This is a genomic window from Microcoleus sp. PH2017_34_RAT_O_A (genome assembly GCF_020737885.1).
Classification (GTDB): Bacteria; Cyanobacteriota; Cyanobacteriia; order Cyanobacteriales; family Microcoleaceae; genus Microcoleus.
Map to the genome: position 1 here is coordinate 1 of NZ_JAEQDD010000142.1, position 11580 is coordinate 11580.

At 45.4% G+C, this 11580-nt stretch carries 11 protein-coding genes; 5 read left to right on the plus strand and 6 right to left on the minus strand.

Annotated features, from left to right (window positions below; all coding sequences use genetic code 11):
• Positions 1-340: 340 nt before the first annotated feature.
• The 6 genes from JGK11_RS30660 to JGK11_RS30685 all read right to left on the minus strand — a co-directional run bounded on the left by JGK11_RS30660 (position 341) and on the right by JGK11_RS30685 (position 3788).
• A complete protein-coding gene (locus JGK11_RS30660) occupies positions 341-940 on the minus strand; it encodes a 50S ribosomal protein L25/general stress protein Ctc (RefSeq protein ID WP_293186915.1) in 600 nt (199 codons plus the stop codon).
• A gap of 238 nt (positions 941-1178) precedes the next feature.
• The gene (locus JGK11_RS30665; RefSeq protein WP_293186914.1) at positions 1179-1373 is read right to left on the minus strand and encodes a hypothetical protein; all 195 of its coding nucleotides are present in this window, start codon (positions 1371-1373) and stop codon (positions 1179-1181) included.
• Between the two features lie 67 nt (positions 1374-1440).
• Positions 1441-1812: a hypothetical protein gene (locus tag JGK11_RS30670; protein ID WP_293203406.1), complete on the minus strand. Its 372-nt coding sequence runs from the start codon at positions 1810-1812 to the stop codon at positions 1441-1443.
• Positions 1812-2030 carry a hypothetical protein gene (locus tag JGK11_RS30675; protein WP_293192599.1) on the minus strand — a complete coding sequence of 73 codons (219 nt, stop codon included), beginning with the start codon at positions 2028-2030 and terminating at the stop codon, positions 1812-1814. The genes JGK11_RS30670 and JGK11_RS30675 overlap by 1 nt, the downstream gene beginning before the upstream one ends.
• A 24-nt stretch (positions 2031-2054) precedes the next feature.
• Positions 2055-2261, minus strand: coding sequence for a hypothetical protein (locus JGK11_RS30680; protein ID WP_293186911.1), 207 nt, complete (start codon positions 2259-2261; stop codon positions 2055-2057).
• A 186-nt stretch (positions 2262-2447) separates the two neighbouring features.
• Entirely contained in the window at positions 2448-3788 is a 1341-nt protein-coding gene (locus JGK11_RS30685; protein ID WP_293186910.1) for an adenylosuccinate synthase, read from the minus strand.
• A 450-nt stretch (positions 3789-4238) separates the two neighbouring features.
• Here JGK11_RS30685 and JGK11_RS30690 point away from each other — a divergent pair, with 450 nt between their 5' ends.
• From JGK11_RS30690 to JGK11_RS30710, 5 genes are all read left to right on the plus strand, one after another.
• Complete coding sequence (locus JGK11_RS30690) at positions 4239-5276, plus strand: adenosine deaminase (protein WP_293192595.1); 1038 nt, start codon at positions 4239-4241, stop codon at positions 5274-5276.
• A 206-nt stretch (positions 5277-5482) separates the two neighbouring features.
• A complete protein-coding gene (locus tag JGK11_RS30695; protein ID WP_293214204.1) occupies positions 5483-6787 on the plus strand; it encodes an aspartate aminotransferase family protein in 1305 nt (434 codons plus the stop codon).
• A gap of 221 nt (positions 6788-7008) precedes the next feature.
• Positions 7009-7344 (plus strand): DUF433 domain-containing protein, encoded by a 336-nt coding sequence (locus JGK11_RS30700; protein WP_293186907.1) that lies wholly within the window; start codon positions 7009-7011, stop codon positions 7342-7344.
• Positions 7341-7700: a DUF5615 family PIN-like protein gene (locus JGK11_RS30705; RefSeq protein ID WP_293192591.1), complete on the plus strand. Its 360-nt coding sequence runs from the start codon at positions 7341-7343 to the stop codon at positions 7698-7700. Before JGK11_RS30700 ends, JGK11_RS30705 begins: the two co-directional genes overlap by 4 nt.
• 411 nt (positions 7701-8111) lie before the next feature.
• Complete coding sequence (locus tag JGK11_RS30710; protein ID WP_293214207.1) at positions 8112-11327, plus strand: CHAT domain-containing tetratricopeptide repeat protein; 3216 nt, start codon at positions 8112-8114, stop codon at positions 11325-11327.
• The last annotated feature ends 253 nt before the right edge of the window (positions 11328-11580 follow it).

An 11580-nucleotide genomic window follows, 5' to 3' on the forward strand; every position in this document is an offset into this window, starting at 1 on the left:
TTATCTAGTTCCGATAAACCTGTTAAATGCCTCGTATAATGTCGGTCAATAGCGTTCATCGCCTTGATTTAACCTCTCGACAATTAATCCACCCTGCTTAAAAAAGGGGAGTAGGGGGTGGGACAAGAATGCTCTCAAAGTCAACCCCTACTCCCCTTGTTAAGGGGGATGCGAGGGGGATCTCCGGCACATAAATAGTGTTAAGTGAACCGTATTGGATATAGCAAAGTGCGATCGCCCAAAAACTATAACTGCTTTTTTGCAAAAAACGATCGCCCTTTTTGGAGAAAGCGATCGCCTCGATGTCAACTATTAGTTAGCAAATCTTATCAATTACCGATCAAGCTGCGGCTGCTGCTTCTTCTGCTTCTTCTTCAGGGCTGGCTTTAGTTCCCAACACGGTAACAACCACCTGAGTTGGGTCGCCGAGAGCTTCTGCTCCCGCAGGTAAAACTAATTCGTGAATGTGCAGCGCATCCCCTACCTTCAAATTAGAAATATCTACTTCAATTGCATCAGGAATGCTATCAGGTTTGCACTTAACTGCGATTTGCGTCAGCACAGTTTCCAACATACCACCTTCTAACTTGACGCCGACAGATTCGCCGACAAAATGCAGAGACACTTCAACTTCCAGGCTGTCTTGAGTTGCTACGGAGAAAAAGCTCAGGTGGTAAGGAAAACCTTTCCAAGGATGAACTTGAACTTCTCTGAGCAATGTTTTTCCGCTCCAAGAGAGTTCGGGAATGCTGAGATCAATTAGGGTGTTGTTGACTGCGTGTTTTTTGAGCAGGGTTTCAACTGTTTTAGCTTTGACGGTAAGGGAAATGGATTCAGAGCCTTTGTGTCCGTAAAGGACGGCGGGAATCAATCCGGAGCGGCGGAGGGCGTTAGGTTTGCTGCCTTCTGCCCGCTTTTGACATTCTACTGCGATTTCCATTTTATGACTTTCTGTTGATTGTTTTCACATTTTACCAGAATTGTGGTAGTGCGATCGCGTTCAATTAAATTCGCTGAAGGTATTGATAATTTTCGTTTTCCACACACTTCAGCAATTCGAGCATTTTTCTCAAACGGTACGTTCCTGATTGATACTCTTCTTTTGAAGGGTAATCACCAAGCTTAGTCAGAACTAAATCGCTTTCACTGATGATTGCTTCGCTGAAAATTTTCTTGAACTACTGGCGAATCTCCTGATTTAATTCAACTAGAGGCAGAATTACATTTTCTTCATCTAAGTGAATTTCGGTATCGATTGATGCGCCACCTATTTTGGAAAAATCAGACTTTGCCAACCATTCGTAAGTATTTGCTGTGATTCTTACACTATCAGACGGTTCACCATTGGCTGAATAAAAACTGATGTCAAACATTGGGATTGCTCCTCCCACTAAACATCTGAAAACTCGTTATTATGATAGGGCGATCGAACTAACTTAATTAAAGGACTCGTTGAAGATATTGATAATCTTCGTTTTCAACACATTTTAGCAAGTCTAGCAATTTCCTCAAACGGTAGGTTGCTGATTGATACTCTTCTTTGAGAGGAGAATCTCCCAGCTTGGTGAGGACGGTATCGCTTTCGCAGATAATTGCATCGCGGAAAAAACTTCTGAGCTTCTGGCGAATATCTCGATCTAACTCAACTAAAGGTAGTTTCTCCTCTTCTTCATCTATCAAAATATTTCTGGGAACAGATTTGCCAATTTTGGAAAATTCTGATTTTGCCAACCACTCGTAAACGTCTTCAGACATTTCGATATAGTGCGGCGGTCGATCAGTTTTGAAGGTATAAAAAATAAGATCTAACATTAGCTTTCCTCTTGACCTTCCTGATTCAATAACTTACTTTCTGGAAAATTTTCTACCCAAGCTATATCTGCTCGATCGAATACAGTTTTAGCAGGTTTAGTAATTCCTCCTGTGGTAATAACTCCAATCACAGTTCCTTTTTGACATATTTCCTTAGCTTTGGTTGAATCTATTTTCTTGGTTTTCCAGGCTTTAATTTCAATATGCGGTTCATTCATTATTGTTTATATTTTTTTGATAAATTAACTATTGAATTCTACCTGCAAATTACGGAGTAGCTGTTTAATTCGCGGAACATCTTGCTGGTTGACTATCAAAATATCACCTTTGGGATTGTTTCCGGTTGTTCTTTTGGCTTCTATTCCTTCTTTGCTCAACTCCATTATAAGCCATCCAATCATGTCCCTGTGAACTTCTAGCCGTGCTATCTGTTCATCCTCGTCAGTCATTTACTTGACTCCCTGTAAATAATACCAATTCTCGCCTCGTCTTGCAACAATCATGAGTGTTGGGCTAGCGTGGAACGGAGGGTTGTTTCCTGAAAGACTGTATGCAGCGGTGCGTCGCTGCGAGATTGTGGCTCTTTTTTGGGATTTTTGATGGCGACGCACTCTACAGCTACTGTTGCATGAGTTTTATGATTGTGCTACTACAGCCGTGCCATCAACCGACAATAATCCCCGCTTCGGCCCGTGAATCGGGTCTTCGACAATAATAGTTTGGTCGCGACTGGCTCCGAGAGATACAATGGCGATCGGCACTTCCATCAAATCTGCCAAAAACTTTAGATAATCCAAGGCTTGCGATGGCAAATCTTCCAAATTGCGACATTCTTCCGTGGACTGTTTCCAACCGGGAAGGGTTTCATAAATCGGTTTACAGCGAGCAAATATCCGGGAACTTTTCGGGAAATCAATGCAGCGTTCCCCGTCAATTTCGTAAGCAACGCAAACCTTGATTTCTTCTAATTCATCCAAAACATCTAGTTTGGTAACAGCGAGACAATCAAGGCCGTTGATGCGGACTGCGTAGCGGCCGATTACTGCGTCGAACCAGCCGCAGCGCCGTTTGCGGCCGGTTGTGGTGCCGAATTCTGCACCTCTCTCGCCCAAAACTGCGCCAATTCCATCGACCATTTCGGTAGGGAAGGGGCCTTCTCCGACGCGGGTTGTGTAGGCTTTTGCTACGCCAATTACTCGATCGATCGCTGTGGGGCCAACTCCGGTTCCTACACAAGCGCCGCCAGCGATGGGATTGCTGGAAGTAACGTAAGGATAAGTGCCGTGATCTAAGTCTAATAAAGTGCCTTGGGCGCCTTCAAATAGAATATTTTTCCGCTTGTGAAGTCCCTCATAAATCTTTAGGGAACTGTCTACTACGTGCGGCCGCAAACGATCGGCATAAACTCGATATTCATCAATTACCTCTTGCGGATTTAGAGGCGGCAAATTGTAGAGTTTTTCCAGAATGACGTTTTTATGCTCGATCGTCCATTCCAGTTGTTCTTGCAAACCTTCCAAGTCCATTAAATCGAGCATCCGAATGCCAGTGCGTTCGGATTTGTCGGCGTAAGTCGGGCCGATACCGCGTCCCGTCGTGCCGATTTTATAATTTCCGCGCTGCTCTTCCGATGCTACATCAATTAATCGGTGATAGGGCATCGTGACGTGAGCAGTCTGTGAAATCATCAGCGAGGCAGTCGAAATATTCAGTTTTTCTAACTGATCTAATTCTGCTATTAAAACTTTAGGGTCGATTACCGTGCCGCAGCCGATGATACACTCTGTCTCAGGGTAGAGAATCCCGGACGGAATTAAGTGCAGCTTGAAAGTTTGACCGTTGACTACTACCGTGTGACCGGCGTTGACGCCCCCTTGGTAGCGGACAACGATATCTGCGGATTTGCTGAGCAAATCGGTAATTTTGCCTTTTCCTTCATCGCCCCACTGGGCGCCGATCACAACTACGTTAGCCAAGGGTTTCTCGCGTTCAGTTCAGGTTGACACAAACTCCGATTATGTACGAATGCGTCCCGGATGTCAAATTAATTTTTGTTACAATTTAGAGAAGTGAGGCTGTATTGGTCTCAAGAAAAGACTACCAGGACGATCCGGGGAGAGGGGGAGAGGGGGAGAGGGGGAGAATGGGAGAGGGGGAGAATTGGAGAATGGGAGAGAATTTGATGAGTTTTTATGGGAATCCAATGGGTAGCTTAAATGGGGAACAGTTTACCTGCTGGAGGTTGTTGGCTAGTATTTGGGAAAACCAGGTTTCTGGCCACTGATGTGTCTAGGACTAAATTACAAATTCTTAAATTCCTTCAATTCCTTAAATTCCTTCAATTCCTTCAATTCCTTCAATCCTTCAATTCCTTCAATCCTTCAATTCTTTCAATCTAAAATCTAAAATCTAAAATCTAAAATCGCATGACTTTACACGCTGAGTTGCACCGACATCTAGGTGGTTCTGTGGTTCCTCGAATTTTGTGGCGGTATTTCGATCGCCATAATGCCGAAATGGTCGATCGCTTTCAACAATATTCCGCATTTGAGGAGTTTTACACTCGCCCGCGCAATACTCTCGACGAGTATTTGGAACTGCACACGCTGGTGGAAAGCGTGCAAACTGTTGAGACTTTGCCTTATTTCATCTATCGGTTGATGCGGGGCGCTTACGTGTTTGAAAATCTGGCTTATTTGGAGTTGCGCTATACGCCTTATCTGCGGACTCCTGAGCATTTGGATCAGTCAAAACGCATTGATTTGATGGCAGAAATTGTCCAAGTTGTGGGTAAGGCAAGTCAAATTAGTGATTGTCCGATTGTTACTAGCCAAATTTTGTGTATGCACTCGCGCTTACCCTATGAGGTGAATCGGGCGATCGTAGATTTGGCTGCACAAATGGGAGAATATGTTTGTGCGATCGATCTTGCGGGCGGTGATGCTGCTATTGGCGATCGCCTGGATGAGTTTGTGGGATTGTACCAGTACGCAAGGTCGATCGGCATTAAAACCACCGGACATCTCTACGAAACAAGCTCTGGCTGCTATCCCGAACTTTTGCCTTATCTGATGCGGATCGGTCACGGGATTCAAATTCCGTTAAAATATCCCGAACTGCTGCCAGAGGTGGCGCGTAGGGGTCAATGCTTGGAAGTTTGCCCGACTACCTATCTGAAAACGGGAACCTTGCAGGATATGCGGGAATTGAAGGTTGTGTTCGATCGATGTTTTGAAGCTGGTGTCGATATTGCCATTTGCACCGACAATGCGGGATTGCACAACGTGCGGCTGCCTTTTGAGTACGAGAATTTGTTGACTTTGGATATCATTGATTTTCGGCAGTTACAAGCGTGTCAAGATGCTGCTTTCCGTCATGCTTTTGCGTGGCCCTACGGCGAAAGGCCCGTGAAGATGCTGACTGGTTTGTTGCAGCATGAGTCGGTTGGTGCGATCGTAAATTAAGATGATACGGCGGTTGAAACCGCGTCTACACAAATGAAGTCCGCCTCCGCGGACTGAAGAAAATAAGGTAATTTCAACCGCCGTTTCATCTTTAACCCGCGAAGGCGGGTTTTGTTTGTATAGATGCGGTTTCAACCGCCGTTTGATCTGAACCGTATTGAGTTATATTTGGGAAACAGAAACATCAATAAAAAAGGATAAAAGATATGACAAATATGGACGCTTACTGGATGCCCTTCACTGCGAATCGACAGTTTAAAGCGAATCCGCGAATGTTAGTTTCGGCAAAAGATATGCACTTTACCAGCGATGATAATCGCTCAATCCTCGATGGTACTGCGGGGCTGTGGTGCGTGAATGCTGGCCACGCCCGCGAGACAATTGCCGAAGCAGTTAAACAACAAGTTTTAAATCTAGATTATGCGCCGCCTTTTCAAATGGGACATCCGGCTGCTTTTGAATTAGCCGAACGTTTGGTAAAGCTGATTCCAGGCAATTTCGATCGCGTTTTCTTTACTAATTCAGGCTCAGAATCGGTGGAGACTGCGTTAAAAATTGCGATCGCGTATCATCGAGTTAGAGGTGAGGGAACTCGCCAAAGATTGATTGGTAGGGCACGCGGTTATCACGGTGTGGGTTTTGGGGGAATTTCTGTCGGCGGCATTGGCCCAAATCGCAAATTCTTCGGCAGTTTGCTCACGGGAGTCGATCATTTACCTCACACTCATAATTTAGAACACAATGCTTTCAGCCGCAAACAGCCGGAATGGGGAGCGCATTTAGCAGACGAATTGGAAGGGATTGTGGCTTTGCACGATGCGTCGAATATTGCGGCGGTAATTGTGGAACCGGTGGCTGGTTCTACGGGGGTTTTGATTCCGCCGAAAGGTTATTTGGAAAGGCTTAGAGCGATTTGTGACAAGCACGGGATTCTGCTGATTTTTGATGAAGTAATTACAGGCTTCGGGCGTTTAGGTTCGAGTTTTGCGACTGAATATTTTGGGGTAATTCCCGATATTGTGACGACGGCGAAAGGGATAACTAACGGTACTGTGCCGATGGGGGCGGTGTTTGTGAAGGAGGGAATTTATGATGCTTTCATGAATGCTCCTGAAAATGCGATCGAGTTGTTTCACGGTTATACTTATTCGGGGCATCCCGTGGCTTGTGCGGCTGCTTTGGCGACGCTGGATATTTATGAGGAAGAACGGTTATTTGAACGGGCTGATAAGATTGCTGGTTATTGGGAAGATGCAGTGCATTCTTTCAAAGGAGTTCGCCATGTGATTGATGTCCGCAATTTGGGACTTGTGGCGGGGATTGAGTTGGAATCTATTGCTGGGAAGCCGGGGAAACGGGCTTTTGATTGTTTTACAAAGTGCTTTGAAAATGGGTTGTTGATTCGCACGACTGGTGATATAATTGCTTTGTCGCCGCCGTTGATTATTGAGAAGGAACATATCGATCGCATTGTGGAGATTTTGACTGGGGTTTTGCAGGGGATGGAATAGGATTAAACTAAAATCTCAGAAACCGGGTTTTTGCCCAAATCATCGACTGTAACCAACTATTCTCGAAAAAACCCGGTTTCTCGCCACCCCACACATCCATTCATCCGCGTCCATCAGCGTACATCCGCCATCATCTGCGGTTCAAAAACCCGGTTTCTCGCCACCCCGCACATCCCAATTTATGATAAAATGCTATCAACCAAGTATTCGGAGATAAACCGATGCAACTAGAAGACTATTTTGAGTTTCTCGACCCCGATGACATCCGCATCAAAGGACATCGGATCGGCATCGATGACGTGATTAAATATTACTTGGATGGATATTCTCCCGACCAAATTCTGGTGGAATTACCCACTCTGAATTTAGAGAAGATTTACGCGACGCTAACCTATTATCTGCAAAATCGCAGACAGATGGATGCTTATATGTTGCGGCTGGCGAAGTGGCGGGAAGAACGCTATCAGGAATGGTTAGCTAAAGAACCTTCTGATGTAGTAAAACGTTTGAGAGCAATCAAAGCACAACGAGAACAGGAGTTAATTCTACTAAAGTGAAAATTCGTTTTTTACTCGATGAAAATTTGCCACCTAAGCTCAAAAGTGCTGTTTTGCACCTCCAGCCGGAGATAGATATTTTGCGGGTGGGGGACGCAAATGCACCGCCATTAGGAACCCTCGATCCAGAAATTATCAGCTATTTGGAATCATCACAAAGGCTATTGGTAACGGATAACCGCAAAAGTATTCCAGGACATTTGACAGAATATTGGGCGACGGGAGGACAAATTTGGGGACTTTTTTGGGTGCGTCCAAGTGCGAGTTTAGGCAGATGGGCAGAAGAAATTGTGATGGTTTGGGAGACTTCTGAGGCTGAAGAATGGATTGATAAGTTGGATTGGATACCATTATAAAAGATTGTTGAAAAAGTGCGTTAAGCGTAGCTATCCCGTAGGGAATCGACCAAAACCCAAAATCTCAGAAACCGGGTTTTTGCCCAAATCACCGACTGTAACCAACTATTCTGGAAAAAACCCGGTTTCTCGCCACCCCGCGCATCCAAGACTACGACATAAACCAAAGAAACCGGGTTTTTCGCAGTCTTTAGGCTGTGTATCGATATCCTCGGAAAAAACCCGGTTTCTGGCCACACCCAAAATCTCAGAAACCGGGTTTTTGCCGAAATCTTCGACTGTAACGAAGGATTCTCGAAAAAACCCGGTTTCTCGCCACACCTACAACAATCTTGCCATCGCCCGCCCCAAACAGATGAGTTTCACCGATAATAAATGAATAGATAGAACCATCCCAAATCCCAAATCGCTATGAACTCAGAACGCCAACAAGCCTATCTCAACCTGATAAGTCAACTTCTAAACTGTGACAGTGGCGATGAAGCGGAGATATTGAAAACTCACCCGGAATTGCTGGATGATGGCTTGGTGGTGGCAATGCTAGAAGAGGCGGATAATCTCAGAGAACAAGGTAAATTAAATAATGCTAATTGGTTGAAAAATTTTGCAGGGCTACTGGGTAAGGTGGATGGAGATTTCCTAGCGGGAATTGCACTGAAAGCAGAAGCAGATAGACTGTTAGAACAAGGCGATCGGCAGTATGATATCAGTCAATTTCGAGAAGCTTTGCAGTTTGATGAACAGGCATTAACTATCTATCGGGAAATTCGAGATCGTCAAGGAGAAGCCTATTGTCTTAACAATTTGGGATTAGTTTACTATTCCCTAGGGCAATATGATAAGGCGATCGAATTTCACCAACAGTATTTAGAGATTTCACGGGAAATAGAATATCGCCAAGGAGAAGCCAATTCTCTTAACAGTTTGGGATTAGCTTACAAATCCCTAGGGCAATTCCACAGGGCGATCGAATTTCACCAACAGTCTTTAGAAATTTCACGAGAAATTGGATATCGCCAAGGAGAAGCCTATTGTCTTAACAATTTGGGATTAGTTTACTATTCCCTATGGCAATTCCAGCGGGCGATCGAATTTCACCAACAGTCTTTAGAAATTAAACGGGAAATTGGAAATCACCAAGGAGAAGCTGCTTCTCTCAGCAGTTTGGGTAATGCTTACGATTCCCTAGGGCAATTCGAGCGGGCGATCGAATTTCACCAACAGTCTTTAGAAATTGAACGGGAAATAGAATATCGTCAAGGAGAAGCTGATTCCCTCGGCAATTTGGGCAATGCTTATCAAGCCCTAGGGCAATTCCAGCAGGCGATCGAATTTCACCAACAGTCTTTAGAAATTGAACGGGAAATAGAATATCGCCAAGGAGAAGCTGCTTCCCTCGGCAATTTGGGCCTTGCTTACGATTCCCTAGGGCAATTCGAGCGGGCGATCGAATTTAACCAACAGTCTTTAGAAATTGAACGGGAAATCGGAAATCGCCTGGGAGAAGCTGCTTCCCTCGGCAATTTGGGCAATGCTTACCAATCCCTAGGACAATTCCAGCGGGCGATCGAATTTCACCAACAGTCTTTAGAAATTAAACGGGAAATCGGAAATCGCCAAGGAGAAGCTAATGCCCTCGGAAATTTGGGCAATGCTTACAAATCTCTAGGGCAATTTCAGCAGGCGATCGAATTTCACCAACAGTCTTTAGAAATTGAACGGGAAATAGAAGATCGCGTGGGAGAGTCAATATCTCTCAACAATTTGGGATATACTTTCCTAAAAATCAATCAACTTGTTGAAGCTGAAACAGCACTTTGCGCCTCAATCGCAATTCATGAAACGGTGCGTTCAGAATTGGTAAATAACGACCACAAAGCCTCAATTTTTGAAACCCAACTATCTCCCTATCAAAACCTACAACAAGTCCTAGTCGCCCAAACTAAATTCGATGAAGCCCTAGAAATATCCGAAATGTCCCGTACTCGTGCCTTCGTCGAGTTATTGCAACAAACCCTATTAACAAATGATGTCCCAACCAATAACGAAACAAATAAATTATCCATCCCCAAAATCCAACAAATCGCCCGCGACAGAAACTCCACAATAGTTGAATATTCGATTATTGATTCAGACATCATTTACATCTGGGTAATCCAACCAAACGGCAACATCACCCATCGCGCCGCCAACCTCGAACCCCTCAACCAACAAAACCAAACCCTCAAACAAATCATCCTCAAAACCCGCGTCTCCATCGGCACCGTAGAAACCGACGACGCAGGCAACAAAATTCAGCCCAAATCCCAGTACAATCGAGACGAAACAGGCCGCTTTCCCCTACTGCAACTCCTCCATCAAATCCTGATCGAACCAATCATCGACTTACTCCCCACCGATGCCAATTCCCCCATCATCTTCATCCCCCACTACGACTTATTTTTAGTACCCTTCGCCGCCTTGCAATCGGGCAACAACCGCTACCTAATCGAAAATCATACCATCCTCACCAGCCCATCCATCCAAGTATTAGAACTCACCCGCCAACATCAAAACCGAGTCCGAGGATTGAGACAAGCCGCCCTAATTGTCGGCGATCCAACCATCCACCCAAACTTCCAATTAGACCCCCACAAACTCCGCCAAATCCCCAGGGCAAAAGAAGCCGCCGAAGCCATCGCTGCAACTTTACAAACCCAAGCAATTAGCGGAGACAATGCCACAAAAGTCGCCATTTTAGACAGAATGCTAAACACGCGCATCGTCCATTTATCCGCCCACGGACTCATCGACGATTTCCAAGGTTCCGGCATTCCCGGCGCGATTATTTTAGCACCATCGGGAGAGGACGACGGCGCAATTCATGCTGTAGATATCCTGCAATTAAAACTCGATTCCGAACTCGTAGTATTGAGCGCGTGCAGCACCGGGCGCGGTAAAATCACCGGAGATGGAGTCATCGGATTGTCCCGCTGCTTCATCCTCGCCGGAGTCCCCAGCATCATCGTTTCCCTGTGGAATATGGGAGTGATTTCAGCCAAGTTGCTAATGACTGAATTCTACCAAAATTTAGCACGGGGCGACAATCGAGCAGCAGCCTTGCGGTGTGCTATGCTAACCACAAAAGCTCGATTTCCGAGTCCCATAGCTTGGGCTGCATTTACGCTAATTGGCGAAACCGAAATTTTACCGCTGTCAACTGCAAAAATAGATTTAAGGAGTCTCAAAATGTCACTTCCCGATGATGCGAAACCTGAAGAAATTGTGGCGGCTTTTAGTAAGTTATTGAAAATATCAGAACCGCAATTTGTGGCAGAATTATCCGCGATTGATGTTGGTGCGATGGATAATGTGAATGTTATAGCTGAAAGAATCAAGGATTGGTGCGAAAGTCGGCCTCAAATTGAAGAGAATTTGGAGAATGAGATTTATCAAATGGGTGCGGGCGGGACTGATAGTCATGCGCCGGAGGAAGTGGTGAGGGAGTTTTATGAGACGTTGAAGAAAAATAAGATTCGATTGGGTTTGTCTAGGGATTCTGTGGTGGTTGAGAACCCGGCGGTTGAAACCGCGGCTACACAAACAATGTCCGCCTCCGCGGACGAAGATGGCCCCGGCGGTGGTTGAAGGCCCCGGCGGTTGAAACCGCGGCTACACAAACGATGTCCGCCTCCGCGGACGAAGATGGTATTCGGAGATGAGAAATCATTGTGTAGAATCTTCAACCCGCGCACCATCCGGGTTTTGTCTGTGTAGCCGCGGTTTCAACCGCCGGGTAATTACTGTAGTTTAGACTAACTAAAGATGAGAACGGTGGCCCAAGAAGAACTAGAGCCACCGTTAAGGAGAGAATGAGGGTGAAAAATAAAAACCTATCCAC

Bases quoted from the DNA above. Each gene is read 5' to 3' on its own strand.
- JGK11_RS30695 (WP_293214204.1), top strand. From the start codon at position 5,483: ATGACAAATATGGACGCTTACTGGATGCCCTTCACTGCGAATCGACAG.
- JGK11_RS30690 (WP_293192595.1), top strand. From the start codon at position 4,239: ATGACTTTACACGCTGAGTTGCACCGACATCTAGGTGGTTCTGTGGTT.
- JGK11_RS30680 (WP_293186911.1), bottom strand. From the start codon at position 2,261: ATGACTGACGAGGATGAACAGATAGCACGGCTAGAAGTTCACAGGGAC.
- JGK11_RS30665 (WP_293186914.1), bottom strand. From the start codon at position 1,373: ATGTTTGACATCAGTTTTTATTCAGCCAATGGTGAACCGTCTGATAGT.
- JGK11_RS30660 (WP_293186915.1), bottom strand. From the start codon at position 940: ATGGAAATCGCAGTAGAATGTCAAAAGCGGGCAGAAGGCAGCAAACCT.
- JGK11_RS30710 (WP_293214207.1), top strand. From the start codon at position 8,112: ATGAACTCAGAACGCCAACAAGCCTATCTCAACCTGATAAGTCAACTT.
- JGK11_RS30700 (WP_293186907.1), top strand. From the start codon at position 7,009: ATGCAACTAGAAGACTATTTTGAGTTTCTCGACCCCGATGACATCCGC.
- JGK11_RS30675 (WP_293192599.1), bottom strand. From the start codon at position 2,030: ATGAATGAACCGCATATTGAAATTAAAGCCTGGAAAACCAAGAAAATA.
- JGK11_RS30670 (WP_293203406.1), bottom strand. From the start codon at position 1,812: ATGTTAGATCTTATTTTTTATACCTTCAAAACTGATCGACCGCCGCAC.